A 26,181-nucleotide genomic window follows, 5' to 3' on the forward strand; every position below is an offset into this window, starting at 1 on the left:
TCATGAAAAAGCACCTTCCTTCCGTCAGGCTATTGCTTGTCTTATTGATTGGTGTTGCTTGGTCCCTCTATTCCCTGCAATTTCTAGATCAAGGTATTTTCTGGGACCTGGGGATTTATGAAAAAGCTGTTGGGGTCTTTAATGCTGGCGGCAATCCATACGAACTGAACGGCTACCTCTCTTTTGTCTATCACCCATTAGTACTGCGCTTCATGGCGCTCTTTGGCAACAATGTAGGCATAGCTCTTATGGGCGCTTATTTAGCAAGCCTGCTCTTCTTTGTCAGTAGCCTGGGCAGCAATCGCTCTTGGTGGCTCTATAGTTTTCTTGCCTTTGCCTACTGCGGTATTGGCACCATCTCTATTGGCAGCGGAAATGTGACCGTCTTCTTTCATTTGGTCTTACTTGGCCTATTACTAAGAAAAATTGCTAATGGCAACGCTTTGGAGGGTGTCCCTAGCAAGCTCACTGCAGTATTTATTTTGACTGTGATGGTATTTAGCTTGGTCAAGCCCTATATGTTGGCTTACCTGATCATTCCATTAGTTTCCACCTGGAAAACTTCTAAACAAAAATCCATCTGGTCTCTTGTGTTTATGGCGGCTAGTTTGTTGGCGCTTACTCTGCTAATTAGCTCCCTTTATTTTGGTGCTGAATTCCAATCCTTCCTCTCGGCAGTCCAAGGCCAAACGCTTGGTAAGCGAGATCTAGGATATGGCTTGGTGATGTATTTCTATGAGCACTACCTGAGCGCCGGCTCTCTCATCTACCGTGCTTTTGTATTACATTTTGCAATCCTAGGTGCCGTCATTTTGACCGCCCTCTTCTTGGCAAAGCGCTCGGGCCTGCTCAATAGTGCTAGATTTACTCTGCTGCTCTATTTTCTGCTGACTATTCTCAATCCCAGATTGAAGGTCTATGATCTCTTTCCGGCACTCATCGCCCTATTTATCTTTGCATCACCCCTAAAGCAGGGACTTATTGCCAAATGGCTATTTGTGGTCGCCTATGCTTTATCCCTGAGCCAGTTAGCAGGCACACCCTTATTTGCACATACCGGCATCTTGTCTGACCCACTGAACGTCTACTATCTAAGCATGGGCTTAGTTTTTATTGGGATGATGCCGTACTTTCTTTTGAAACCAGGATATTCTTTGAAAAAGTAATCTGGTTTTTATAAAATACCCAGACAACAAAAAAGCATTTTTACAATAATTTATTAAACAAACAGGAGAATAAACATAGCAAAAATCGATCTACGTAACTCAGTAACGGAATGTGCGCAGTCAGTCAAAAAAGAGAATGCTGGTAAATATTACAACTACGGCATCAAAGACTGCATCAAATCTATTGCTGCGCAAAAGCAATAATGAGTTTGTAAGTATTTAGACAGTAAAAAAGCCACCCTAAGGTGACTTTTTGTTTAATGCTTTTTTGCTATTGAGCTATTAAGCCTTCTTAGCGTAAGCAGAGCACCAGCCTTTACCAGCGACTTGCTTACCAGCAAACAATGCGCAACCACCAGCAGCTGCACCAGCTTTACCTTGGAACAATGCGCAGTTATCACACTCTTGACCAGCAGCGTATTTAGCGTATTTAGCTTTATCAACTGTAGTTGCATTGGCCTTGTAACCTAGGGCAGCAGCTTGTGGATCAGTTTCTGCAACCATTGCTTGAGCTTGAACTTTACCGTTCAAGGCTAATGTGCAAGCACCAGCAGCAGACAAAATCATAAATTGGCGACGACTATTTTTCATGTGAACTCCAAAGTTTCAAGAAAGTGGGAAGGTAAAAACTCATTACTGATACGAATCATAGTAGAGGAAAGAGCTCCGCACTAGGAGCCTCTTAATTGCTTGATTTATATAGCTATTTTGTTGAGAATTGTTCTCAAACAGATGTTGAGTTGAAGCTTACTTCCAACCCTTGAGGTTCATGCAGTTTGCCCACTGCTTAAAGTGCACTCCCGATCCAGACTCCGGGTAGTCCTGCTTGCACTCCGCAAGTTCCTTACGGTAAACATCTTTGTTATTTTTATTAGGATCAATATTTTCAGTAGGAAAGCTATTGCAGGCAAAGAGCAATGCTAGCGCTGAACATAAGATGAAATATTTGGTGAGAGTTTGATTCATGGCTTATCGACTTGCTCGAGAGATGGCTTTCATATAAGTACCATGGTTACCGCAGGCACGATTAAAGGCTACCGCAGCTAAAGATTCTTTGCCTTCGACAGTTCCACGAATAGAACTACCCTTGCCTTGTACTTGAACACTATAGGTATTACTTTGACAATTCGCAGTGAAAGTGAAATCACCTTTTTTCGGAAAGTCTTTATCCAGAACATATGAAGAAATTTTAATTTCTCGAACATCCTTCTTGCTATCGACCACCAGAACTTCGTTATTGATTACCTCAAAAAATGTTGGGAAGTTTGGTGCTGCAGAGCTCAAGGAATCTGAGGCCTGAATAATTGGATCGGTACTCTTTTCTTTTTCAGTTTTTACTTGACCATCTTGATACAAGAAGTAATTGATGTTTTTTTCATCGATAAATTTCCGTCCGCAGATTTTGCTACGAATATAAGCCATCGCTGTTTTTGGGCGAATCTTGATCCAGCCATATTCTTTGGTTGGATCATTCGCTTGACTCATTGCTACCGCTGGCGGAATATTCTGCGCATAAAAGATTTCTGACCATTGATGGTTACCCAAGCAATCCATTTTTTGACGGTAAGGCCCAACAATCGTTGGATTAAATCGATCGAGGCGATTCTTTTCTCGAGGAGAGATGAAGGCATCAAATGTAATCACACCATCTTCATCTTCAGTCAAGGTATAGGGATCGTAAAACCAGTTCTTGGTGGATGATTCGGCGAGCAAGATCCAGGAGCGATCTTGGTAATCCTTCAAGTTTTCAGGTGGAATCTTAAAGAAAGGGTTTTCTACTTTAGGGCCGGTGATTTTCTCGACATCTGGCGGCTGAGGCAGAAAAGTACACCCAGAAATCAGTAAAGCCCAAAGCGAAAGTAGAAATAAAGATCTTCTCATTCGTCTATTTTCGCTCAATCAGAGCCAAGAACTCCCGACGCAGATTGGAATCCTTCAAAAAGGCTCCGCGCATCACACTATTGATCATTTTGGAGTCGCGATCTTTTACGCCACGCCATTGCATGCAGAAGTGATCAGCATCCATGACCACAGCTACGCCAACCGGCTTAATCTTCTTCTCCAGCATGTCGGCCAATTCCACTACCGCCTCTTCCTGAATCTGAGGACGGCACATGACCCACTCTGTCAGACGGGAATACTTAGACAAGCCAATTAATGCTGAGTTCTTACTTGGTAGAACACCAATCCAGATGCGACCCATGATTGGGCATAAGTGATGGGAGCAGGCGCTACGGACGGTAATCGGGCCAATAATCATCAACTCATTGAGACGACTGACATTAGGGAACTTCGTTAGGGCGGGCTGCTCAACATAACGTCCGTTAAATACTTCCTGGACATACATCTTGGCAACGCGACGACTTGTGTTCTTCGTATTGTGATCGCTCTCGGTATCAATCACCAAGCTTTCTAAGACGGCCTGCATCTTCTCGGCCACCTCATCCATTAAGCCCTCCAGCTCACCTGGCTTAATGAAAGCGGCAATATTGTCATTCGCATGAAAGCGGGCATTCTGCGCCTTGATGCGACGACGAATCAGTGTTGATAAAGGCAAACCTTCATCTGCTTTAGTAGCTTTAGCAACTTTTGTAGCAGGGGTGATTTTCTTAGCCACCACCTTCTTTAGCGGCGTCTTTGCAGGGGTACTTTTTTTAACTGCTACTTTTTTAGTAGGCATAAATGATGATTGTCTCGTTAATGTTTTTAAGAATGCTGAAATTTAAATCTGGAAAAAGAGGCTGACTACGCAAAGAATGCCAATAGACCAAACAATGGATCTGGTCGTTGGCCAATTGGCTACATAGCAAACCAAATAGGCAATACGCGCCAGCACAAAACCGACCGCCAGCAAGTCAATACGCGCTTGGGGTGCCTGCGCAATCGAAGCAATAATGACTGCAGCAAAAAAGAAAGGTAAGGATTCAAATAGATTGGCTTGAGCAGCATTGGCACGCGCCCTAAATCCAGTCTGCTTTGCTAACCATTGGCGAGGCGCACTATTGTCGTAACCTTCAAAACCTTTTTTGGCGATCCCAGCAGCCACGTAGGGAAGTAAACCCATAATCAATATGCAAAAGTAAGCAATGGTCATACGTTTCCTTTTTCGTCAGTAGCTTGTGCATTCTTTTTAGAGCCCTTAGATCCTATACGTGACTCAGTGCCATTCATCAGGTTTTGAATATTGCTGCGATGACGCCAGATGAGTAGCAAGCAAACTACCAAGAGCGCTGCGCCCATCGGCTGAAAGCCAAACAAAAATACAAAATAAATTGGACCAAATATTGCAGCAGCCAGCGCAGCTAATGAGGAGTAGCGCATAAACATCGCCACAATAATCCAAGTACTTAAAGTGGCCGCGCCCAAGATCCAATTAATGCCGAACAAAATACCGCAAGCGGTTGCAACACCCTTGCCGCCTTTAAAGCCATGAAAGATCGGAAACAAGTGACCCAAGAAAACAGCGATCACTACGCCACATAAAATCCACGAACCCATGGTCGATGTCAATGACGCATCACCCAAAATGACGCGCGCCAACATCACTGCGAGGTAACCCTTTAAGGCATCGCCAATTAAAGTAAGAACGGCAGCCAATTTATTACCGGTACGCAAAACATTAGTGGCACCAGGATTGCCTGAGCCATAAGAATGGGGGTCCGGTAAACGCATGCATTTACTCACGACCACCGCAAAAGAAACTGACCCAATCAAATACGCAATGGGAATAAGCAAAAGGGCTAAATTTTGATCCATAGCGCTATCTTAAACAGTAAAAGGGAAATGCAGGGAATGAGGTTTGGCTGATTGCCTAGCTACCCCGTGGGTGGTGTTGCTGATGAATCGATTTAAGACGCTCTCTGGCCACATGGGTATAGATTTGGGTAGTAGATATATCAGCATGCCCCAGTAAGAGCTGCACCACCCTTAGGTCTGCCCCATGGTTTAACAAGTGGGTAGCAAAGGCATGGCGCAAGGTATGAGGCGATAAGGCGACTGGGATATTGGCGATGGTGGCGTAACGCTTAATCAGCGCCCAGAAGGCCTGACGAGTCAATCCTGTGCCGGTATGGCGCCCCACAAAGACGGCATCCGTGGTTTTACCCTCTAGCAAGGTTGCCCTCGCTTCGGCAAGGTAACGTCGTAGCCATTGCCCCGCCTCCCCACCAAAAGGGACTAAACGCTCTTTACCGCCCTTGCCATTCACAACCCGTACAACACCTTCGTTCATTCCGAGCGCAACTGTTTTCAAAGAAACAATTTCAGAAACACGTAAACCACTGGCATACATTAATTCGAGCATAGTGCGATCACGTAAACCGAGGGGTGTATCAATATCAGGCGCGCCCAGTAATGCAGTCACCTGCTCTTCACTTAAAGTCTTTGGAAAACGCATGGCTTGTTTCGCAGCACGTAGCCCAATGCACGGATCCGACTTCACTAAGTTGATACGCAGTGCATGACGATAGAAACGCTTAAATACTGTGAGTCGCCGATTTGCAGTAGTTGCTTTATCTGCGCGCCGAAATGCAAAGTAGGCAGTTAAATCTTTTTCAGTAACGCCATATAAGTCGCCACCAGATTGTTTGTAGAGCCACTGCGCCAAGAGCAAGAGATCGCGTCGGTAGGCAGTTAGGCTATTTTGCGCAAGGCCGTCTTCAAGCCAGCAGGCATCACAAAAGCGCTCAATAGCCTCTTGGCTAGCCGGCGCTATGTCAGCAGGCTTAGCCTTTAAGCCAGTGCCCGCTGATGTTTCTTTTTTAGTCACGGAAGTTATTAAAGCCCAATGGCGCCTCTGTTACTTCTTTGCGCAATAAGGTCATCACTTCTTGTAGATCATCACGCTTGCCACCAGTAACGCGCACTGCATCACCTTGGATACTGGCTTGTACTTTGATCTTGCTGTCTTTGACAATGCGCACGACTTTTTTAGCCAAGTCTGAAGTAATCCCTTTTTGGATCTTCATGGTTTGCTTGCGCTTATCGCTGCCAATCGTTTCTTTTTTATCATCTTTTAAATAACGGACATCGACATTGCGTTTGGCCATCTTGCCAAAGAGTACATCACGCACTTGACCCAATTTGAAATCATCATCACCAAACAAAATGAGTGTTTCGTCTTTTTGCTCTACTCGGCTATCAGAACCTTTAAAGTCAAAACGATTGGTAATTTCTTTATTTGATTGCTCAACTGCATTTTTGAGCTCGATCATATCCGGTTCGCAAACCACGTCAAATGAGGGCATAACAACTCCTTGTATTTTTGTATTACATCTTTACTAAGTAAGGCATTACTGGGATTTTCCAGAAAATTCTCCTGGAATTCCGAAGACGAATAAGATTGTGGCATGAACTGTGCAAAAAATGCGCCCCTTCCACCCAATTTGACTCTCAATCTCGGGCTCAAATCCAGAAATACCTTCGGCCTAGAGGTGAAAGCCGAGCGTGCATTTGAAATTAATGATGCCGCACAGCTGCCTGCTTTATTTGAAGAAATTGCCTTGAAACATTGGTCTTGGCGCGTCTTAGGCGGGGGAAGCAATGTGATTCTGCCCCCCAATCTAGAGGGCGCAACCCTGCTGATGAATATCACCGGCCAAGAAGTAGTCCGCGAAGATGAGAGCGATACCTATCTTGTCGTAGGTGCTGGGGTGAATTGGCATGAATTAGTCGCCTGGACCCTCAATCACAAATTACCGGGCCTAGAAAATTTAGCCTTGATACCAGGAACCGTTGGTGCAGCACCGATTCAGAACATTGGCGCCTATGGTGTAGAGATCGCCCAGTACATCGACAGCATTGAAGCCTTCGACAGCAAGAGCAATGCATTTGTGACACTTTCTAATAAAGACTGTCAGTTTGCTTATCGCGATAGTTTCTTTAAACAAAACCCCCATCGCTTTATTGTCACTAAGGTGATCTTCAAGATCCCGAAAGCATGGCGAGCAAGAGTGCATTACGCCGATCTCGCCAATTTTTTTACTGAAGCAGGAAACTCCAACCCTAGCACCCAAGAAATCTTTGATGCTGTTTGCCAAATTCGGACTAAAAAATTACCAGATCCAAAAGTGATCGGCAATGCAGGAAGCTTTTTTCAGAACCCAGTTGTTGGCGCAGATCAATATGCACAGCTGATGAAACAGTTCCCTAATGTTGTTTCATATCCCGATGCCGCTGGACAACGCAAGCTCGCTGCAGGTTGGCTGATCGATCAATGTGGCTTTAAAGGCCAACGCGTTGGCGAAGTAGGTGTTTATGAAAAACAAGCGCTGGTCATCGTCAATCATGGCAATGCCACTGCTGCAGATATTTTGTCGCTAGCTAAAACGATTCAAGATTCTGTAAAAGGAAGGTTTGGCGTCACTCTGGATATTGAGCCAAACATTCTTTAGCTATTGAGTAAATGCCAATAATTCAGGATATTGCTTAAGTAAGGCTGCTCTTCCCTGATTTAGTCGCCTTTTCCATCCAGGGCCTCGCGAAAGAGCGTCAGACCATGCATCTCTAATTAAATTCGCCTGCCCATTCTCGAACATTGCTTTGAAAATTGCAGCGGCCTGACCTAAATCTTTATTTGCCTTCACCCTCTCTTGAATCGGCCTCTCTCCATAAACAATTAATTTGTGAACTGCATACCTCTCGGGACTTGGAATGTTGACTATACAAGCCCCTTCTCTTGAAATAAGCACTGCCTGAGTAACGTTAATTAATGAAAATTCCATAAACTTGAGACACTCGAGGGTCAACCCTAATTCCGGCATCGCTATAGGACCGCCATTGCGTGTTTGTGGAGTTACAAAATCTAGGCGTAGTTCTGGGTCTTGAGGATTGCGATATTGCGCCCCCGTTTTTCCAGAAAACTCCGTAATTGGTAGCAGACCCATTTCAAGAGAATTGAGGGCATCATGTACTGAAATTTTGACATTCGCACCTAAAGCAATCGATACATTTTTACCTGCATGTGCAAAATCTACATCCATTGTTAGTTGGGATGAAAGCCAATGCACTCCAAGCATATTGCCCATTGCTAAAAATGCGTGAGTACCAATTAAAACCCCGCCTGCCCCAAAAAAACCATACTGCTCAAGTCGATTAATAACTCGAAAATGTTTGGTTAAGGTTATTGCACAACCTAGCGCTTCAGCAGATTTTGCTTGTTTCTTGATCTTATCGTGCAGTGCTGCACTTTTAATAACTTGATGTTTTTCAATAAGCTCAAGAACTCTTTTGTCCTCGGGGCCTACATAAGCCATTCGGCCAGTTCCATCTATATCCCTATATCCATAATAGATATAGGGCTTGCCTTTCTGTTGCTGCCGATGAAATGAACCAGGAAGCGCACGAAAACGATCAATGCTTTGAATTCTCAATTCATCTTGTAATTCAGCATATGCACTCTGTGCCGATAGAGATAAGGGTACGTATAAATCTTTACTCATGTGGTTATTATACATATAATTTTTTGTATAATAACTACTTTTCACTTATGGTTGTCTTGTTCCCACCAATAGCATTAAAGACTTAAATAAACTTCTTTACATCACTCAATGTGACATTCGCTTTGCCCTTCGCCAGCCGAATTTCATACTCCGGACCAACGGTAAGCTCACCTGGCTCACGCACCGCATGCAAGCCTTCGGCAACATTGAGCACTACGGCATAGCCCCGCTCCAGCGTGCGCTGGGGGTTAAGCATCTCAAGCTGGGATTGAAAATGCACTTGATTGCGTTTCCACGAATCCATTCTGACTGACCAAGCCTGCTGAAGTCGTAATTGCCAATTGGTAATCTGCTCACGCATACGCTCTGGATTTGGCAGAGCATGACTTAGGCGAAGTGCTAACTGGTCTAAGGTTTGCGCCTCACGCTCAACACGTTGGCGCACCCGCTGCAGCATCGCTTGCTTAATGGCTTCTAACTCTTGCAACATTTGATCTTTGCGCGGCGCTGCCAACTCTGCTGCACCCGTAGGTGTTGGTGCACGCAAGTCAGCAACAAAGTCTGCGATGGTAACGTCGGTTTCATGACCAACACCACTCACCACAGGAATATTTGATTTAGCAATCGCATATGCCAATTGCTCATCATTAAATGCCCAGAGATCTTCGATGCTCCCACCACCACGCACCATCAAAATGACATCGACTGCTTTTTCTTTTTCAGCAGCTTTCAGCGCAGCAATAATTCCGGCAGGTGCATCTGGTCCTTGAACCAAAGTTGGATAAATCACAATCGGAATATGGGGCGCTCTTCTAGCAAGTGTGCTTAAGACATCTTTTAATGCTGCGGCCTGTGGAGAGGTAATGATGCCAATGGCTCTTGGGTGCGATGGAATTTCGCGTTTGCGCTCAGCATCAAATAAACCTTCTTTGGCCAGTTTTGCTTTGAGCTTTAAAAAGGCTTCATACAAACCACCCATTCCAGCGCGACGCAGCGATTGAATTGTGAGTTGGATGTCACCCCGAGGTACATACATCCCTAAATTGGCACTCACTTCTACTAAATCTCCGGATTGCGGCATAAATCCGACTTGGCCATTGCGGCCACGGAACATGACGCACTTAATTTGGCCTTCTTCGTCCTTCAATGAGAAATACCAATGCCCACTGTCATAGGCCTTGAAATTGGAAATCTCCCCGCTAACCAAGACGGTATCGAAACGCTCCTCTAAAGAGGCAGCAATGGCGCGGTTTAGATCGCCGACAGTCAGGACTTCCCTTGATATTTCCGACATTTTTTCTCTTTATCTTCTACAACATAAGGCTTTGAGCCCCAAAACTATCCACAGAAGCCAAAAGACACTTGAATTCCATCAAGTAAGTAAGTGATTACTGACCCTAAGCGTCTCATAAATACTACAGTAAAATCTTAAGCTATTGATTTATATGAATAATTATCCAGGATTATTTGAAGAGAATTGCACCAAAATAACCCCTCGCAACGATCAATCAATGACTTACAACGCTTCTCTGAAAAAGTTACACACAGAGTTATCCACAGGCTAGCTTTCAGAAAACGCTTTTTTAATTCAGCTAAAGTAATGAGCTTATGTACTCAATCTTACTGTCTGCCGGCTGGCCTATCTGGCCTCTTCTGATAATTTCGATCATTGGATTGGCTATCGTCATTGAACGGGCCTGGTATTTGCGTCAAATTCAGGTATTTCCTAAGGATTGCCTGGAAACCGCCTTTGGGCTGGCAAATGCCATTTCTAGCGGCAAATCCATCTCGGAATCCGAAATTACCGCCCTCAAACAGACTTCCCCAGCTGGTAGCCTCTTTGCCTGCCTCTTGCGCGAGAAATTAGATGGCAATAGCGCAGACTCAGCCATCGAAGAACTTCAGGCTACAGCGCAATCCGTCTGGTTAAAGCTGGATCGTTATTTAGGCGCTCTTGCCACTATCGCCACCGTTGCTCCGTTACTCGGTTTGTTTGGCACCGTCGTTGGCATGATTGAAATCTTTGGCAGCCAAGGTGCAATCAATGGTGCTGCCGGCAGTCCACAACAATTAGCGCATGGTATTTCAGTAGCGCTATACAACACAGCATTTGGTTTGTTAATTGCAATTCCTGCATTAGCGGCTTGGCGCGGACTACGCGCGATCGCCAATCAGCGCCGTCGTGAGTGCGAAGAATTCACCAGACAGTTATTTAAAAAACTCTACCCAGCATCTGAGTCAACTACTACAGTATGAGTTGGCTAGATTCACACGCTCGCAGAAAATTTTCTCTTGGAGAAATCGAGAGTCCTGCAGAGCCCGAGATTAATCTCATTCCCTTTATTGATGTGTTGTTGGTGGTACTCATTTTTTTAATGATCTCTACTACGTTTACACGCTTTCAAGAATTGGCAATCACTTTGCCAACAGCCAATGGCAGCGAGTCTCAGGCAGAAGTAAAGCAAATTCATATTGCAGTGAGTCGTGATGGCCGCTTTGCGGTCAATGGCAAGGTTGCTGATCGCAGCCAATTGAGTGCATTGCTCACGCAGATGAGCAATCAAAGTGGCGCAGCCAAAGACACACCAAATACTATGCAGGTCAATATTGATGCTGATGCTAGAGCGCCACACCAGGCGGTCATGAGCGCCCTAGAAGCCGCGCGCGATGCTAATCTGTCTAATATTGTCTTTAGTAGTCAAACTAAGAAGTAATTCACACAGAATTCGTCACTAAGCCCATGTCACTTTCTTTCTTTCGCAAAGCCCCCAAGTTTTGGGAAAGACGTGGCCCAACGAGCATTATCTTGTGGCCTCTCTCATGGATCCATGGCTGCGTTCTTCGTGCACGCAAACTCATTCAAGATTTGGGTATTGGCAAACAAAAGTCAGCGCCCGTTCCAATCATTATTGTTGGCAACATTCGTGTTGGCGGTACCGGCAAAACACCAATCGTCATTGCTTTAGCAGAACGCCTGAGTCAGCTTGGCTGGAAACCCGGAATCATTAGCCGAGGCTATGGGTCCACCTCAAAAACAAGTCCACAACAAGTACGCAGTGATTCCGATCCTACTCAAGTTGGTGATGAGCCTGTCTTGATTGCAAAACGTACGCATGATCAATTTCCGATTTGGGTTTTTCCTAAACGCAATCAATCGATTCGCGCACTGCTAAAGCATTCCCCTGATGTCAACGTCATCATTAGCGATGATGGTTTGCAACACAGAGGTTTGGTGCGCTGGCCTGCACGTGAAGGTGGCCGCGATATTGAATTTGTTGTGCGTGATGCTCGTGGTGAAGGCAATCGCTTCTTGCTGCCAGCAGGGCCATTACGTGAACCAGCCACCCGCGAACGGGATGCCACCTTGCTGACCGGTAAACAAGAGCCAAACAAAACCAATGGCTTGCGCGATGAATACTTTTTAGGGCGTCGTGCTTTTACGATGACTGGTGAATTAGATACACCCTATCAACTCATTAATCCAAGCAATACACAAACCTTGGATTCAATTGCTAACAACTATTTACCCAACAAAATTACCGCTGTGGCTGCATTAGGTAACCCACAAGGCTTTTTTGACGATCTCCTTAAGCACGGTATTGGGAGTAAATGCATCTCCCTGCCAGATCACGCGACCTTTACAGCTGAGTTCTTCAGTGCAATCAATGCAAGCTTGATCCTCATTACAGAGAAAGACGCTGTGAAGTGTGCAGGAGTTAGTGATGAGCGTATTTGGGTGGTGCCGATGAGTTTGCGCATTTCTGATAGCCTGGCTGAGTGGCTGCAATCGATCTTACAAAGACCCGATCCAAACCGTTACACTTTGTAATTCATATACCTAACGACTTCAAAAGAAACATCATGGATAAACGCCTTCTCGATATTTTGGTCTGCCCTTTGTGCAAAAGCCCTTTGCATTTGAACGCAGAAAAAAATGAGTTGATTTGCAAAGCAGATCGCTTGGCCTACCCAATTCGCAATGACATCCCCGTGATGATGGTGGATGAAGCACGCAGCCTTGGCGCTGACGAAGTCTAAGCTCTATTTATTTCAAATCTGATGAGCACGACTTCTAAGGCCCCTGATTTTTTAGTGGTCATTCCTGCGCGCTTAGGTTCTACGCGTTTACCTCGCAAGCCACTCGCTGATTTAGATGGCAAACCGATGGTGGTGCGCGTCGCTGAGCGCGCCAAACTCTCCAATGCTCATAGCGTAGTGGTTGCCACTGACTCGCCTGAGATTCAAGCAGCTTGTGATGAGCATCGCATTGAATGTTTACTCACCAGCCCTGATCACCCCACTGGAACTGATCGTATTGCTGAAGTAGCCCAACTCCTAAAATTACCAGCTGATGCATTGGTAGTGAATGTGCAAGGCGATGAACCCCTCATTCCGCCTGAACTCATCAATCAGGTTGCGAAAACCTTGGCCGACAATTCCAACTGTGCGATCTCAACGGTTGCGACTCCAATCACTGATCTTGCAGAAATTGATAATCCCAATGCGGTCAAAGTAGTACTTAACCGAGCCAATGAAGCCCTCTATTTTTCGAGAGCGCCTATTCCATTTGTGCGCGATCAGAATATGAAAGCGCAGACTGCGCACTTACGTCATTTAGGCATCTATGCTTATCGCGCCGATTTTTTACAAGCCTATACCCGCCTAGAGCCTGCACCTCCTGAACAAGCGGAAGCGCTTGAGCAACTCAGAGCGCTGTGGAATGGCTATCGAATTGCGGTTCATGTCGCCTCAGAAGCCCCTCCTGCAGGGGTAGATACCCCTGAGGACCTCGACAGAGTTCGTCAGATCCTTAGCAAATCCTGATTCGAATTGGAATACTAGGGTTTACTTGGGGATAATCCTAGGAACAAGGTATAAAGGTTCCTTGCAAAATACAGGACAATTACAGGTCTTCTAAGGGGAAAATAATGCGGTTAATTCTGCTCGGTGCACCAGGTGCTGGCAAAGGAACACAAGCTCAGTTCATTTGCGAAAAATTTGCGATTCCACAAATCTCTACTGGAGATATGTTGCGTGCTGCTGTTAAAGCAGGAACAGAACTTGGCGTTGCCGCTAAAAAAATTATGGATGCAGGTGGTCTTGTATCTGATGACATCATCATCGGCTTAGTAAAAGATCGCTTGACTCAGCCAGACTGCAACAAGGGTTATTTATTTGATGGTTTTCCAAGAACCATTCCACAAGCCCAAGCCATGAAAGATGCTGGCGTCCCAATTGACTACGTTTTAGAAATCGATGTGCCATTTGACGCCATCATCGATCGCATGGGTGGGCGTCGTGTTCATCCAGCCTCAGGCCGTACTTATCACATCAAATACAACCCACCAAAGGTGGAAGGTAAAGATGATGTAACAGGTGACCCACTGATTCAGCGTGATGATGATAAAGAAGAGACAGTGCGTAAGCGTCTTCAGGTTTATGACGACCAGACTCGTCCTTTAGTGGATTACTACTCTAGCTGGGCTGTGCAAGCTAGTCCTACAGACAAAGTAAAGGCGCCAGCCTATCGCAAAGTCAGCGGTACTGGTAGCGTTGAAGACATTACCACCTCAATCTTTGCTGAGCTTCAATAAGTTATTCCCGTAAATAATTTTGATTCAATAAAAAAGGACTGCAGTGCAGTCCTTTTTTATTAACTGTGAACCGTTAATCTCAAACCTAATGCATTAATGACTTTTGCGACCGTCTCGAAACGTGGTTGCGAACCTAACTTTAGAGCCCTATAAAGCGCCTCACGCGTAACCCCACTTTTTTTAGAAATCTCCATCATTCCCTTTGCTTTAGCGATATCTCCTATAGCCGCAATAAACAAGGCAGGATCGCCATCATCCAATACGGCATTGAGGTAATCCGCCATATCCTTATCTGTTTTTAAGTAATCCACAGCATCGAAGACGGCAAAGTCAGTAATTTTAATTTTCTTAACTTTCTTCATTTACTTCTCCAAATTTTTTAGGAGCCTTTTAACCCGCTCAATATCAGAGGCTTGGGTTGCTTTGGATCCGCCACCCAACATCAACAAAAATATCTTTTCATATTGGATGTAATACATACGCCACCCAACTCCAAAATGCTCTCGCATTTCCCAAATGCCATTGGCTATGGGGCTCACATCCCCAAGACTGCCCAGGCTAAGCTTACGGAGTCGTGCAAGCAAACGCTTTTGGGTAATGGAGTCCCGAATCCCTTTAAGCCAACTCTCAAATTCTTCTGTTTTTCTAATCTCATACATGAACAAATTGTAATCAATTGGTTACAGTATACAAGCAAAGACCATCAAGGTGAAATAGCTTTTTCGGGACGAATTTGAGCGGCTAATTGATACTAAATTTGATCCAGGAAATGAAAGAAGTCTTCCATCAAGAAAGGACTTTTGCCTGACATAACCAACATTTAGCCGTTTATTTTTTAAGTTTTACTTCAACTCTTTGAGCGCACTCTCAAAAGACTCAATGTCAGCAAAGCTTCGATAAACAGAAGCAAAGCGAATATAGCCAACCTTATCTAAACGCTTTAGCTCGCGCATCACAAGCTCACCAACACGCTCACTTGGGATTTCTTTTTCACCCAGGCTGATTAATTTTTCTTCAATGCGGGCAATCGATTCATCCACGGAGTCTGAAGACACTGGGCGCTTACGCAAGGCTAGCTTAATCGAGCTGGCTAACTTGTCGTGACTGTATTCAACGCGGCTACCGTTTTTCTTAACGATGGCTGGCAGCACCAGCTCTACACGCTCATAGGTGGTGAACCGTTTATCGCACTTGGCACAACGGCGACGACGACGAATGGTATCGCCTTCGTCCGATACCCTGGTATCAAGTACCTGGGTATCGTCGTTATGGCAAAAAGGGCAGCGCAATGGGGGCTTTCTTGTTTAGCCGTAAACCGGGAAGCGCTTAGTGAGCTCAGCCACTTGTGCGCGAACCTTAGCAATATTGTCTGGATCATTTGGATTATCCAAAACATCCGCAATGAAATTACCAACTTGCCTTGCTTCAGCTTCTTTAAATCCACGTGTAGTCATCGCTGGTGAACCCAAACGAATACCACTAGTCACCATTGGTTTTTCTGGATCATTTGGAATACCGTTTTTGTTGCAAGTGATGTGCGCATCACCCAATACTTTTTCCGCTTCTTTACCAGTCATCTTCTTGGCACGTAAATCAACCAACATCACGTGAGAGTCAGTGCCGCCAGAAACAATGCGCAGACCACGCTCAATCAATGTCTCTGCCAAAGCTTTGGCGTTAGCTACTACTTGCTTTTGATAATCCTTAAAGCCTGGCTCTTGCGCTTCTTTAAATGCGGTTGCTTTCGCAGCAATGACATGCATTAAAGGGCCGCCTTGCAAGCCGGGGAATACCGCTGAATTAATCGCCTTCTCGTGCTCAGCCTTCATCAAGATAATGCCGCCACGGGGGCCACGTAAACTCTTGTGGGTAGTAGATGTCACGATGTCAGCGTGTGGCACTGGGTTTGGATAAACACCAGCAGCCACGAGACCTGCATAGTGAGCCATGTCCACCATGAAAATCGCGCCGATTTCTTTTGCTAATTTTCCGATACGCTCAAAGTCAATTTTTCTGGAGTAAGCAGATGCACCAGCAATGATGAGTTTTGGTTTGTGCTCGCGAGCCAAACGCTCCATTTGCTCGTAATCAATTTCTTCATTCTTATCTAAACCGTAGGCAATCGGATTGAACCACTTACCACTCATGTTCAATGCCATGCCATGCGTTAAGTGACCGCCCTCAGCTAAGCTCATCCCCATGAAGGTATCGCCAGGTTTTAAGAAAGCCAAGAAAACTGCTTGGTTTGCAGATGCACCGCAATGGGGCTGTACGTTAGCTGCTTCAGCACCAAACAAGGCTTTAACGCGATCAATTGCCAATTGCTCAGCAACGTCCACGAATTCACAACCACCGTAGTAGCGCTTCCCTGGATAACCTTCCGCATACTTATTCGTCAACTGGGAGCCCTGTGCCTGCATCACTGCTGGAGAGGTGTAGTTCTCCGATGCAATCAGCTCAATATGGTCTTCTTGACGACGATTCTCGTTCTGAATCGCTGCCCACAATTCTGGGTCGGTTTTAGATAAAGTATTTTGACGGTCAAACATAGCGATAATCCTGATGTAGTTGAACTGCTTTAGTAAAATCAACCTACATCATACAAAACTCACCATGAACCCTACACAAGACCTTTCCTTCCTCTCCCTAGTCCTCAATGCCAGCCTATTAGTACAGTTAGTAATGTTGTTATTACTGAGTATGTCGGTTGCCTCTTGGACCATCATTTTCAAGAAAACAGCCATTTTGAGAGGCGTCAGAAGGGATACAGAGCGTTTTGAGCGCGATTTCTGGTCCGGTGGCGACTTGGGCACCCTCCTCGAGGCTGCGCAGCGTAATACCCGTAGCGATGCGGTTCTAGAGCACATCTTTGAGTCCGGCATGCAGGAGTTCCTAAAAGTTCGCGAAATCGATGCCGCCCGTCGCGCCATGAAAGCAACCTACCAGCGCGAAATGGATACCCTGGAAGCAAACCTGCCTTTCTTGGCATCCGTTGGTTCCGTTTCTCCATACATCGGTTTATTTGGAACTGTTTGGGGAATCATGCATTCCTTCCGCGGTTTAGCAAACGTCCAAAACGCAACACTTTCTGCAGTAGCTCCTGGTATTGCCGAAGCATTGATTGCAACCGCGATTGGTTTGTTCGCTGCGATTCCTGCAGTCGTTGCTTACAACCGTGCTGCGACCGATGTGGATCGTCTCTCGATTCGTTTTGAAACCTTCATTGAAGAGTTCACCAATATTTTGCAACGCCAAACTGCTGGTCGATAAGAGAAAAAGTTATGGCCGGTTCTTCATTACGTAAAAACAAACGTCGGGCAATGTCTGACATCAATGTGGTCCCTTACATTGATGTGATGCTCGTGCTCTTAGTGATCTTTATGGTCACTGCACCAATGGTCAATCCTGGCGTTGTGAATCTTCCAACAGTAGGCGGCGCCAAGGTGCAATCATTGCCACCAGTCTTTCTGACAATCGATGCCGATGAAAAAGTGATCGTTCGCAAAGACGGTGAGCCAGTACAAACCTTAGATAAATTTGAACTTGGTGCTTTTGCCAGATCTCAAGCGGAAAAGTCTGCTGAGCAGCCTGTAGTCTTGGCTGCAGACAAGTCCATCAAATATGAAATAGTGATGGACGTGATGTCTAAGCTCAAAGAGAATGGCGTAAAGCGTGTAGGTCTTGCAGTAAAGAGTCAATAACTCTTTTTACAGATACCGCATCTCTCAGTAATGACTAGCGCGCAACTTTCACAAAATCCTTTTGGCCGTGGTGGCCGTGAGCGTGGTCGTCTCACTAAAGAAGAGAGCACTAAACGTGCATTTACTTTTTCCTTAGTAGCCCACTTAGGTTTACTCGCTTTCTTAGTCATTGGTATTAGCTGGAATAACAGTACACCCGCTGGAGTCGAAGTTGAGTTGTGGGACTCCACACAACCAGTAGAAACACCGCCAGCACCAGAACTCAAAACTGAGTTCAAAGAAGAAGCTGCCGATATCGCAGTGAAGAAAAAGAAGGTAGAAAAAGAACCTCCTAAGAAAGAAGTAGCAAAGGAAGTTCCTAAAGCAGTCAAACCGCCACCTCCAAAAGAAGTGCCAAAAAAATTGGAGCCTCCTAAAAAGGTAGAAGCCCCCAAGCCTGCGACACTAACTCCTGCACAAATCAAGGCCAATGCGGAAGCGGATAAGCGTCGTGAAGCCAATATTGCTAGCTTGCGTGGTATGGCAGCAAAGGATGGCGGCACTGGTGGCTCCGTGGGTAGTGGCGTCGGCGGCGGTGGCAATGCGCCTCCAGGCTGGAGCGATAAAGTCATTAAAAAGGTCCGCGCCAATATCACTTTCAATGCCGATTCCTTTAAAGGTAATAGGCAAACCGTTGTTCAGGTGCGATTAGCTCCGGATGGCGCTATTCTTTCTAGAACCATGACCGCCAGTAGCGGCGATAATGCTTGGGATCAAGCGGTGTTGAGTGCAATTGATGCAACTCAAAGTTTGCCAAGAGATGACAACGGACAATTTCCAACATTGACCCCTGAACTGAAATTAAAACCAAAGTAAATATCAAAACATGATGAATTTAATCGCTCGTACTTTGCAAAAAACTATTTTGATTCTGAGCGCAGCAGTGCTGAGCTTATTGAGCCTGCCAAGCTTTGCGCAAATGAGTATTGAAATTACCGGTGTAGGTCAGTCACTCTATCCAATCGCAGTCATGCGTTTTAAGGATGAAAATAAATTACCTGCTAGTGTCACAGACATCATTCGTCAGGATTTAGCACGCAGCGGTTACTTTAAAAATACTGAGAACGGTAATGCTAGTGAGAGCGATGAAGGTACACCAAACTACAAGTCATGGGCTGCCCGCGGCGCAGATGCCTTAGTAGTCGGTTCTGTAGTGCAAAAAGGAAACGATCAATTCGATATCCAATACAAACTGTTTGATATTCGCAAATCCCAAAGTCTTGGTGGCTTAAACATCAACTCCAGTGCGGATAATCTTCGCGCAGCGGCTCACAAAATTGCTGATGACATCATCATGAAGCTATTGGGTGAGCGCGGCATCTTCTCTACGCGCTTGTCTTATGTCATCAAGGATGGCAAACGTTTCCGCCTGGTGATCTCTGATGCAGACGGTCAGAACATTCGTAACGCCATGTCCAGTGGCGATCCAATCATTTCTCCATCATGGTCTCCCGATGGCAAGAAAGTAGCCTACGTTTCTTTTGAAGATCGTAAGCCTGTCATCTACGTTCATGAATTAGCCACCGGTCGTCGTATTGCTCTGTCTAATCAAAAGGGTAATAACAGTGCGCCTGGATGGTCGCCCGATGGTAGAAAGCTCGCCATCTCTTTATCAAAAGATGGCAACACCCAAATCTACGGTATCAATGCTGATGGATCTGGCTTACATCGTTTGACACGCGGCAATACGATTGATACAGAGCCACAATATTCTCCAGATGGTCGTTATATTTATTTCACAAGCGATCGTGGTGGCAATCCCCAGATCTATCGCATGAGCGCTGAGGGCGAACAAGCTGAGGGCGCAAAACGCGTCAGCTTTAAGCAGGGCTTTGTAACTTCGCCGCGTATTTCTCCAGATGGGAAGTATTTAGCCTATATCGCTAACGTTGGTGGCGCCTTCCGCCTCTACATCATGAATTTAGCGACTGGCGATACTCAAGCGCTTACCGATGGCACGACTGATGAATCCCCTTCTTTTGCTGCCAACGGAAAATACGTCCTCTATTCCACCAAGGTGGGAGGCAAGCGAGTGTTAGCAGCCGTCTCAGTTGATGGCAACTCCAAGCAGGTATTGAGCATTCCGGGATCTGACGTACGTCAGCCATCCTGGGGTCCTTTCATGGACTAATACCAAAGCATTGGGTACGCAATTTATCCTAACTTTTATAGCAATTTAGGCACTTCTAACCCCCTAGGGGGTTAGAATATTAGCCATCAGCTAATTTATTTACTAATTTGTAGGAAAAAGGAACACAAATGACAATCTCAATCGCACGTCGTGCCGCTACATTTGCACTTTTAGGAGCAACCGCATTGTTGGTAGCTTGCTCATCTGGCGTAAAACTCGATGACGTTGATGGTGCTAACAGCAGCTTCGGTTCACAACCATGGAATGATCCTAAGAGCCCATTGTTTGAGAAGAGTGTTTACTTCGGTCTTGACGAATACACGGTTGAAACCAAGTATCAAAAAATGTTGTCAGCGCATGCTAGCTACCTCAAAGCAAATCCAAAACAAAAAATCATCATTCAGGGTAATACCGATGATCGCGGTACAGCTGAGTACAACTTAGCCTTAGGACAACGTCGTTCAGATGCCGTTCGCAAATCATTGAACTTGATGGGCGTTTCTGATGGCCAAATGGAAGCAGTAAGCTTTGGTAAAGAAAAACCAAAAGCTGACGGTAACAACGAAGCAGCTTGGGCAGAAAACCGCCGCGCTGATATCGTCTACATTACAAACTAATGTTGACGCTTTCTTCTCTTCATAAACAAACGCTCTCACGAGCGTTTTGTTTAAGTGCTGCTGTCATTTGCTTGGGAAGCTCTACTAGCGCCTGGGCACTGTTTGATGATGATGAGGCCCGCAGAGCCATACTGGATCTGCGTAGGACGGTAACTACTACTCAACTTGAACTCCAAGGTCAAATTGATAAGCTCAAATCCGAGAATGCAGAGTTGCGCGGCAAGATTGAGAATTTAGAAAAACAAGGCGAAGACATTAGCTCTAGCCAAAAAACCTATTACCAAGATTTAGATAATCGTCTCGGTAGCTTTGAGCCACGCACTGTCACCATTGAAGGTGTTAGTGGCGTAGTGCAACCCGCTGAGAAAAAAGCCTACGACGATGCCTTAAAAGCATTCCAAGCCGGCAATCTCAAACGGGCAGAAGATGGTTTCTCTGCCTTTGCAAGCAAATATCCAAAGAGCCCCTATCTTCCATTGGCCCTCTTCTGGGGTGGCAACAGCAAATACGCTAATAAAGATTACAAGGGTGCTATTGCACAACTGCAATCCTTAATCGCGCGCTTCCCAAATCATCCCCGTGTTCCAGCAGCAATGCTTACTTTAGGTAACTGCCAATTAGAGAGCGGAAATAAAGCAGCGGCTAAGAAAATCTTTACCGATATCGTTTCAAAGTATCCCGATAGCGATGCTGCACAGCAAGCGCAATCTCTGATTTCTGCAACAAAGTAATTCGCTTACGCAATGTCCTCGTTGTCCGCAGCCTTTGAACAATTTGCGCCACGCAAACCCAATGCGCCTGCGGTCATCTTGTTTTCAGGTGGCCTAGACTCCAGCACAATTCTGGCTTTAGCCAAAGATCTGGGTTATGCACCCTACGTTCTCTCCGTTGGCTATGGTCAACGCCACTCTTCTGAATTGGCAGCCGCAAAACATATTGCCAAGAAGATGGGCGTGATTCGTCATGAGGTCGTAAATCTAGATCTCACTCGCTTTGGTGGTTCGGCACTCACGGATTCAGCAATTGCAGTACCAACTACCCCGGGCAATGATCAAGAGATTCCGGTGACTTATGTTCCGGCGCGCAATACGATTCTCCTCTCCCTAGCCTTAGGCTGGGCTGAGTCCTTAGGTGGCTTAGATGTGTTTTATGGCGCCAACGCGGTTGACTACTCTGGTTACCCAGACTGTCGCCCTGAATACGTAGCTTCATTTGAAGAGATGGCCAACCTAGCAACTAAAGCAGGTGTGGAGGCCATCAATCATGAGAACCGCTTTAGAGTACATGCCCCCATCATCAATATGAGCAAAGCGCAGATTATTGAACTGGGTAGCACCTTAGGGGTTGATTACTCGCAAACTGTATCTTGCTATCAAGCCAATGATTTAGGCGAAGCTTGTGGAGAATGTGAATCTTGTCGCTTACGACAAGCAGGCTTTAAGCAAGCCAATCTGAGTGATCCTACTAGGTATCGTAAAAACTAAATTTACGCTGCGCGCAACTCATCAGCTTGCTGAATCAAGCTTTGCGCTGGTATTCCAAGCATGGAATGTAACTTCCAAATCATTTTCAAGGTTAATGGCCGTTTACGATTTAGGATCTCATAAACACGATTTAACCCGCCGATCATAGGTTGTAAATCTTTAGGAGTTAGGCCAGATTGCTCCATTCGAAACTTAATGGCCTCAATCGGATCAGGCGGCGCTATAAAATAATGTTTAGCCTCATAAGCCTCAATTAACATTAAAAGTATTTCAAAGCGATCTGCTTTTTTAGTGCCAGGTAATGGCTCGCGATCTACAAAATCTGATGCCTCAGCCAATGCTGATTCGTATTCTTCCTCGGTGCGAATGGGTCTCAAATCTTTCATATACCCTCCATCTTTACTGTCTTTGCGTCAATGCCGTCATACGTAGCATGAGTGCCTATAAATTTTATGTAAAGCACGCCAATTCTGTAGGCGACCGCCACAATTAAACGGTAGTCATTGCCTTTAAGATTAAAAACAACCCTATTGTTACCAATAAAGCTGGCGCTTCTATAGTGATTTTTTATATCCTGAGGTGATTGCCAATTTGCACTCACTGCCTCGTCATACCAAGCCCTTAAAGGCTGCGCTGAATTCCTATGAACAACCCAAAACTGTATCAAGTGCTTTTTGGCGATTACCCTCATTCGTGAATTATAGTCCCAAATTGGGACTATTGCAATAAGGGTTAAAAGAACCCTATCAAGCTAGGGTCAAGCCAAATTCATCATCCGCGCTACGTAACGTGCAATCAAATCTATTTCGAGATTCACTGCGTCACCTTGCTTTAACTTGCCAAGCGTTGTGTTCTCGAGTGTATGCGGAATGATGTTGATATCTACTAAGCACGCCGTAGCAGTATCTTCGGTTTTATTGACCGTTAATGAAACACCGTTCACAACGATAGATCCTTTGTAGGCCAAGAAGGCGGCTAAGGCTTTTGGCGCTTCAATACGCAAAAGCCAAGAGCCATAGGCATCTGCCGCTACTTGGGCAAAGTGAGCCACCTTACCAACCCCGTCCACATGTCCGCTCACTAAATGGCCACCTAAGCGATCATTTAAACGCAGCGCCTTCTCTAAATTGACAGGGCCAATTTGATTTAGACCAACCGTTTTATTTAAAGACTCTCTAGAAATATCCAAAGCAAAAGTATTGCCTTCAATCTGCGTTGCTGTCATGCAAGCGCCTTGTATCGCAATGCTATCGCCTAGAGCAACATCATCCAAATACCCGGCAGGCACTTCAAGCACCAAATGCAAACCGTCGCCCTTTGCTTGAGCACTTTTGATCTGACCAACGGCAGTAATAATTCCTGTAAACATGCTGTGATTTTAATTCCGAATGAGGCGGAGTCGTAAATCAGGACCAAGGAGGCTCTGATCGATGATTTTCCAATCCTGGCGCTGCTCTAGAGCTTGGAGCGGGCTGACATTAGCCATACTAATGCCTTCACCCATAAAGAAAGGAGCGTAATAGAGCAGCAATTCATCTACGCAGCCTTCTCTAAGCATGGAGCCATTCAATTTAAAGCCAGACTCAATATGAATTTCATTCATCTCGCGCTCTTTGGCGAGATAGGAGAATAGTTTGGGTAAATCCACTTTGCCCTGAGGGTTGGCCATTGCAATCACTTCAATGCCACGCTCCTCAAATGCTTTGGCCTTTTGCAGTAGCTCAGGACTACTCAGATCAGCACAAACGATGAGTGCACCGGCTTGATCAAGATTCTTCAGAATCTTCGCAGAAGGTGGTGTCTCGAGTTTGGAATCAATAATGATTTTGAAAGGCTGTCGATCTGTTTGCACATCCCTGACATTCAGGCTCGGATCGTCTTCCTTAACAGTACCCACACCTGTGACAATCGCACACGCTTGTGCGCGCCAATGATGTCCATCAGCACGCGCGAGCGGCCCTGTAATCCACTGACTCTGTCCATTTGGTAATGCAGTCTTGCCGTCTAAGCTCGCAGCAATCTTTAATCGCACCCACGGCAATCCACGTGTCATCCGAGAAATAAATCCACGATTCAGAATTTGGGCTTCAGCCCCTAATAATCCGCAGCGTACCTCGATGCCTGCAGCCTTTAAACGCTCCAGGCCTTGTCCAGCAACCAAAGGATTGGGATCAGACATTGCCACTACCACCATAGCTGGCTTTGCAGCAATCAAAGCGTCTACACAAGGCGGCGTGCGGCCAGTGTGATTGCATGGCTCTAATGTGACGTAAACGGTAGAGCCCTGTGCATTTAAACCCTTAGCTTTGACATCAGCCAATGCCTGCACTTCTGCATGAGGGCCACCTACTTTTTGAGTATTGCCACGGCCTATGACTTGGCCATCTTTCACAATCACGCACCCTACACGAGGATTGGGATTGGATAAATAAAGCGATTTTTGAGCCTGGGCCAAAGCCTCGCTCATAAATTGGTGGTCGACTGCGCTATACATGGGTCTATTAAAACCGATTGTTTACGGAAGCACCAAATTTCCAAGAATTTGCTGAGGCTTATTGGCTTATTTGCAGCGCTTTGAATCTTTACTGGGATCACAGATCCGCCAACGCCCACCACTACCCAATACCAGCTGCCGCTCTAGATGAGGCGCCCTTAGGTGACCCAAGATCAAGCGATTCGCTACAAATCCACCTTGACCCGTTTTAGCAGCTCCGGCCGGATTAAACAAAATACCCTTTTGATTTGAATGGGGATCAGTAAACCCTTTGCCACCACCCTTAAAGTAAATCGGATAAATTTTTTCTTGGGAGAACCAGCTCTTGCTGACGCAGCCCGCTTTTATGCCTTTTCCAATACAACCACTTTTGACTAGCCAGCCTGTTTCCCAGGCATTGTCTGCACGGGGAGCGATGAGAACAGATTCACCCAATTGCAAAGCTTGATTACGGGCAAAGTGTGCGTGAGCAATAAATCGTCTCGCAATCGTATCGATTTCTCGTGCAGCAATTTGCTCTTGCAAGTGCGGCATTGTTGCCACTGCCATGATGGCGACGATCAATATAACGGCCATCAACTCTAACAAGCTGCCACCGAACTGAGTACTCTGATATTGATAAGGTGTCTTACTCAAAAACTTGTCGCCAATTTAAACGTGATGCTACGCCCGTTTTTTCATCCAAGAAAACGTGTATCTGCACTCCAGGCTTTTGCTTGCTAGTGATCAGCCAAATATTTTTTCCAGCAGGTTGAATGAAACATGCATTCTCTGTCAGAGCAGAAATATTAGAAATATTTTTCTCACACTCTATCACTGCCTTTTCTGCAGCAATGAATCCTCGACGTGCAGTGGACATTGTGCCGGGCTCTACGATGGATAGGGTCGCCATGCGTTCCAAATACACAATGAGCGAGGAGCAAAGCATTAACAAAGAAAGTACCCATGCCAGAATCACGGTAGATTCCTAGTGGCAAAGCTGCGCTCCATATCCAACTGAAGTAAGCGCCCATCTGTCATCTGCAGCCTAACCCTATATAGCCTCTGGCTTGAAGCTGTATTGCCGTGAGATGAGTGAAGCTCTTCAACAGTCAATAGATTGACGCCATTCATGAGCGTGGTATTTTGAATTCGTCCTTGTCGATCGAGTGATTGGCACATCAAAGAGCCACCATTTACCTTGCCCCCTTTGGGTATACCTGCTTGGCGCTCAACTAAAAATCCCTGAAGTGCTAACTGATTTTTAGTGCGATCTTGAGAAAGTACATTACCAATGCAATCAAAATCTACGCCATCAGATAAACCATGTTTTACCGTCAAAGAATCAGATGATCGGTATCCCGACTTTTTCTGAATCTGAATGAACTCTTGGGAATTGGATTTTTTATTTTTTACTGACTGAGTCTTAACGTTGGAATATCCCGCCATCCGAATAGCGCGCCCAATCAACTCCAAAGCCCTATCTCCTTCGGAAATTAATGCCTGGGTTTTTTCATACTGAATTTGCTTTGCCACT

The 26,181-nt window shown here is 45.6% G+C and carries 36 protein-coding genes; 15 read left to right on the top strand and 21 right to left on the bottom strand.

Going from position 1 to position 26,181, the window contains the following annotated elements:
• Nucleotides 1–2 precede the first annotated feature (2 nt).
• A complete protein-coding gene (locus tag ICN47_RS05685; RefSeq protein WP_216218932.1) occupies nt 3–1,166 on the top strand; it encodes a hypothetical protein in 1,164 nt (387 codons plus the stop codon).
• A gap of 282 nt (nt 1,167–1,448) precedes the next feature.
• Here the strand turns inward: ICN47_RS05685 and ICN47_RS05690 are convergent, their stop codons facing one another.
• From ICN47_RS05690 to ICN47_RS05725, 8 genes are all read right to left on the bottom strand, one after another.
• The gene (locus ICN47_RS05690) at nt 1,449–1,757 is read right to left on the bottom strand and encodes a high-potential iron-sulfur protein (RefSeq protein ID WP_216218933.1); all 309 of its coding nucleotides are present in this window, start codon (nt 1,755–1,757) and stop codon (nt 1,449–1,451) included.
• 156 nt (nt 1,758–1,913) lie between these two features.
• On the bottom strand, nt 1,914–2,132 hold the full coding sequence (locus ICN47_RS05695) for a hypothetical protein (RefSeq protein WP_216218934.1): 219 nt from the start codon (nt 2,130–2,132) through the stop codon (nt 1,914–1,916).
• 3 nt (nt 2,133–2,135) lie between these two features.
• A complete protein-coding gene (locus tag ICN47_RS05700; RefSeq protein ID WP_216218935.1) occupies nt 2,136–3,047 on the bottom strand; it encodes a hypothetical protein in 912 nt (303 codons plus the stop codon).
• 4 nt (nt 3,048–3,051) lie between these two features.
• Nucleotides 3,052–3,846, bottom strand: a complete 795-nt coding sequence (locus ICN47_RS05705; protein WP_216218936.1) for a GTP cyclohydrolase I — start codon at nt 3,844–3,846, stop codon at nt 3,052–3,054.
• 42 nt (nt 3,847–3,888) lie between these two features.
• Entirely contained in the window at nt 3,889–4,260 is a 372-nt protein-coding gene (locus tag ICN47_RS05710) for an MAPEG family protein (RefSeq protein ID WP_216218937.1), read from the bottom strand.
• On the bottom strand, nt 4,257–4,922 hold the full coding sequence (plsY, locus tag ICN47_RS05715; protein ID WP_216218938.1) for a glycerol-3-phosphate 1-O-acyltransferase PlsY: 666 nt from the start codon (nt 4,920–4,922) through the stop codon (nt 4,257–4,259). The genes ICN47_RS05710 and plsY overlap by 4 nt, the downstream gene beginning before the upstream one ends.
• Nucleotides 4,923–4,977: 55 nt before the next feature.
• A complete protein-coding gene (xerD, locus tag ICN47_RS05720; protein ID WP_370626269.1) occupies nt 4,978–5,934 on the bottom strand; it encodes a site-specific tyrosine recombinase XerD in 957 nt (318 codons plus the stop codon).
• Nucleotides 5,927–6,412, bottom strand: coding sequence for a YajQ family cyclic di-GMP-binding protein (locus ICN47_RS05725; RefSeq protein WP_216218939.1), 486 nt, complete (start codon nt 6,410–6,412; stop codon nt 5,927–5,929). The genes xerD and ICN47_RS05725 overlap by 8 nt, the downstream gene beginning before the upstream one ends.
• A 102-nt stretch (nt 6,413–6,514) precedes the next feature.
• Between ICN47_RS05725 and murB the strand changes: the two genes are divergently transcribed.
• Nucleotides 6,515–7,558, top strand: a complete 1,044-nt coding sequence (gene murB / locus ICN47_RS05730; RefSeq protein WP_216218940.1) for a UDP-N-acetylmuramate dehydrogenase — start codon at nt 6,515–6,517, stop codon at nt 7,556–7,558.
• On the opposite strand, the gene ICN47_RS05735 is transcribed toward murB, so the two are convergent.
• Together ICN47_RS05735 and xseA are read right to left on the bottom strand one after the other, a co-directional pair.
• Entirely contained in the window at nt 7,559–8,650 is a 1,092-nt protein-coding gene (locus ICN47_RS05735; protein ID WP_370626270.1) for a GSU2403 family nucleotidyltransferase fold protein, read from the bottom strand.
• A 37-nt stretch (nt 8,651–8,687) separates the two neighbouring features.
• Nucleotides 8,688–9,899 carry an exodeoxyribonuclease VII large subunit gene (gene xseA / locus ICN47_RS05740; RefSeq protein ID WP_216218941.1) on the bottom strand — a complete coding sequence of 404 codons (1,212 nt, stop codon included), beginning with the start codon at nt 9,897–9,899 and terminating at the stop codon, nt 8,688–8,690.
• A 314-nt stretch (nt 9,900–10,213) separates the two neighbouring features.
• Between xseA and ICN47_RS05745 the strand changes: the two genes are divergently transcribed.
• The 6 genes from ICN47_RS05745 to adk all read left to right on the top strand — a co-directional run bounded on the left by ICN47_RS05745 (nt 10,214) and on the right by adk (nt 14,199).
• Entirely contained in the window at nt 10,214–10,861 is a 648-nt protein-coding gene (locus ICN47_RS05745; protein ID WP_216218942.1) for a MotA/TolQ/ExbB proton channel family protein, read from the top strand.
• Nucleotides 10,858–11,319, top strand: a complete 462-nt coding sequence (locus tag ICN47_RS05750; protein ID WP_216218943.1) for a biopolymer transporter ExbD — start codon at nt 10,858–10,860, stop codon at nt 11,317–11,319. Before ICN47_RS05745 ends, ICN47_RS05750 begins: the two co-directional genes overlap by 4 nt.
• Before the next feature lie 26 nt (nt 11,320–11,345).
• On the top strand, nt 11,346–12,434 hold the full coding sequence (gene lpxK, locus ICN47_RS05755; RefSeq protein ID WP_216218944.1) for a tetraacyldisaccharide 4'-kinase: 1,089 nt from the start codon (nt 11,346–11,348) through the stop codon (nt 12,432–12,434).
• A 32-nt stretch (nt 12,435–12,466) separates the two neighbouring features.
• The gene (locus tag ICN47_RS05760) at nt 12,467–12,643 is read left to right on the top strand and encodes a Trm112 family protein (protein ID WP_216218945.1); all 177 of its coding nucleotides are present in this window, start codon (nt 12,467–12,469) and stop codon (nt 12,641–12,643) included.
• 21 nt (nt 12,644–12,664) lie between these two features.
• Entirely contained in the window at nt 12,665–13,429 is a 765-nt protein-coding gene (gene kdsB, locus ICN47_RS05765; protein ID WP_216218946.1) for a 3-deoxy-manno-octulosonate cytidylyltransferase, read from the top strand.
• A gap of 104 nt (nt 13,430–13,533) precedes the next feature.
• Nucleotides 13,534–14,199 (top strand): adenylate kinase, encoded by a 666-nt coding sequence (gene adk, locus ICN47_RS05770; protein ID WP_216218947.1) that lies wholly within the window; start codon nt 13,534–13,536, stop codon nt 14,197–14,199.
• 59 nt (nt 14,200–14,258) lie between these two features.
• On the opposite strand, the gene ICN47_RS05775 is transcribed toward adk, so the two are convergent.
• The 4 genes from ICN47_RS05775 to glyA all read right to left on the bottom strand — a co-directional run bounded on the left by ICN47_RS05775 (nt 14,259) and on the right by glyA (nt 16,748).
• The gene (locus ICN47_RS05775) at nt 14,259–14,561 is read right to left on the bottom strand and encodes an addiction module antidote protein (RefSeq protein WP_216218948.1); all 303 of its coding nucleotides are present in this window, start codon (nt 14,559–14,561) and stop codon (nt 14,259–14,261) included.
• Nucleotides 14,562–14,858, bottom strand: coding sequence for a type II toxin-antitoxin system RelE/ParE family toxin (locus tag ICN47_RS05780; protein ID WP_216218949.1), 297 nt, complete (start codon nt 14,856–14,858; stop codon nt 14,562–14,564).
• A gap of 183 nt (nt 14,859–15,041) precedes the next feature.
• A complete protein-coding gene (gene nrdR, locus ICN47_RS05785; protein WP_216218950.1) occupies nt 15,042–15,488 on the bottom strand; it encodes a transcriptional regulator NrdR in 447 nt (148 codons plus the stop codon).
• Nucleotides 15,489–15,503: 15 nt separating this feature from the next.
• Complete coding sequence (gene glyA / locus ICN47_RS05790; protein ID WP_216218951.1) at nt 15,504–16,748, bottom strand: serine hydroxymethyltransferase; 1,245 nt, start codon at nt 16,746–16,748, stop codon at nt 15,504–15,506.
• A gap of 64 nt (nt 16,749–16,812) precedes the next feature.
• On the opposite strand from glyA, the gene tolQ reads away from it, so the two are divergent.
• The 7 genes from tolQ to queC all read left to right on the top strand — a co-directional run bounded on the left by tolQ (nt 16,813) and on the right by queC (nt 22,171).
• Nucleotides 16,813–17,469: a protein TolQ gene (gene tolQ, locus ICN47_RS05795; protein WP_216218952.1), complete on the top strand. Its 657-nt coding sequence runs from the start codon at nt 16,813–16,815 to the stop codon at nt 17,467–17,469.
• Between the two features lie 11 nt (nt 17,470–17,480).
• A complete protein-coding gene (tolR, locus tag ICN47_RS05800; RefSeq protein WP_216218953.1) occupies nt 17,481–17,900 on the top strand; it encodes a protein TolR in 420 nt (139 codons plus the stop codon).
• Nucleotides 17,901–17,930: 30 nt separating this feature from the next.
• A complete protein-coding gene (locus ICN47_RS05805) occupies nt 17,931–18,755 on the top strand; it encodes an energy transducer TonB (protein ID WP_216218954.1) in 825 nt (274 codons plus the stop codon).
• A 13-nt stretch (nt 18,756–18,768) separates the two neighbouring features.
• On the top strand, nt 18,769–20,070 hold the full coding sequence (tolB, locus tag ICN47_RS05810; RefSeq protein ID WP_216219101.1) for a Tol-Pal system beta propeller repeat protein TolB: 1,302 nt from the start codon (nt 18,769–18,771) through the stop codon (nt 20,068–20,070).
• A 128-nt stretch (nt 20,071–20,198) separates the two neighbouring features.
• Entirely contained in the window at nt 20,199–20,687 is a 489-nt protein-coding gene (gene pal / locus ICN47_RS05815) for a peptidoglycan-associated lipoprotein Pal (RefSeq protein ID WP_216218955.1), read from the top strand.
• Nucleotides 20,687–21,418 (top strand): tol-pal system protein YbgF, encoded by a 732-nt coding sequence (gene ybgF / locus ICN47_RS05820; RefSeq protein WP_216218956.1) that lies wholly within the window; start codon nt 20,687–20,689, stop codon nt 21,416–21,418. Before pal ends, ybgF begins: the two co-directional genes overlap by 1 nt.
• A 12-nt stretch (nt 21,419–21,430) precedes the next feature.
• Nucleotides 21,431–22,171 (top strand): 7-cyano-7-deazaguanine synthase QueC, encoded by a 741-nt coding sequence (queC, locus tag ICN47_RS05825; RefSeq protein ID WP_216218957.1) that lies wholly within the window; start codon nt 21,431–21,433, stop codon nt 22,169–22,171.
• A 2-nt stretch (nt 22,172–22,173) separates the two neighbouring features.
• On the opposite strand, the gene ICN47_RS05830 is transcribed toward queC, so the two are convergent.
• From ICN47_RS05830 to ICN47_RS05860, 7 genes are all read right to left on the bottom strand, one after another.
• Nucleotides 22,174–22,557 carry a type II toxin-antitoxin system HigA family antitoxin gene (locus tag ICN47_RS05830; protein WP_216218958.1) on the bottom strand — a complete coding sequence of 128 codons (384 nt, stop codon included), beginning with the start codon at nt 22,555–22,557 and terminating at the stop codon, nt 22,174–22,176.
• Nucleotides 22,554–22,862 (bottom strand): type II toxin-antitoxin system HigB family toxin, encoded by a 309-nt coding sequence (locus tag ICN47_RS05835; protein ID WP_216218959.1) that lies wholly within the window; start codon nt 22,860–22,862, stop codon nt 22,554–22,556. Before ICN47_RS05835 ends, ICN47_RS05830 begins: the two co-directional genes overlap by 4 nt.
• A gap of 66 nt (nt 22,863–22,928) precedes the next feature.
• Nucleotides 22,929–23,540, bottom strand: coding sequence for a riboflavin synthase (locus ICN47_RS05840; protein WP_216218960.1), 612 nt, complete (start codon nt 23,538–23,540; stop codon nt 22,929–22,931).
• A 9-nt stretch (nt 23,541–23,549) separates the two neighbouring features.
• Nucleotides 23,550–24,638: a bifunctional diaminohydroxyphosphoribosylaminopyrimidine deaminase/5-amino-6-(5-phosphoribosylamino)uracil reductase RibD gene (ribD, locus tag ICN47_RS05845; protein WP_255538934.1), complete on the bottom strand. Its 1,089-nt coding sequence runs from the start codon at nt 24,636–24,638 to the stop codon at nt 23,550–23,552.
• Nucleotides 24,639–24,731: 93 nt separating this feature from the next.
• Nucleotides 24,732–25,301 (bottom strand): Tfp pilus assembly protein FimT/FimU, encoded by a 570-nt coding sequence (locus ICN47_RS05850; protein ID WP_255538935.1) that lies wholly within the window; start codon nt 25,299–25,301, stop codon nt 24,732–24,734.
• The gene (locus tag ICN47_RS05855) at nt 25,294–25,623 is read right to left on the bottom strand and encodes a hypothetical protein (RefSeq protein WP_216218962.1); all 330 of its coding nucleotides are present in this window, start codon (nt 25,621–25,623) and stop codon (nt 25,294–25,296) included. The genes ICN47_RS05850 and ICN47_RS05855 overlap by 8 nt, the downstream gene beginning before the upstream one ends.
• A complete protein-coding gene (locus tag ICN47_RS05860; protein WP_216218963.1) occupies nt 25,620–26,180 on the bottom strand; it encodes a hypothetical protein in 561 nt (186 codons plus the stop codon). Before ICN47_RS05860 ends, ICN47_RS05855 begins: the two co-directional genes overlap by 4 nt.
• Nucleotide 26,181: the final 1 nt, after the last annotated feature.

This window comes from Polynucleobacter sp. AP-Latsch-80-C2 (assembly GCF_018882185.1).
Taxonomy (GTDB): domain Bacteria; phylum Pseudomonadota; class Gammaproteobacteria; order Burkholderiales; family Burkholderiaceae; genus Polynucleobacter.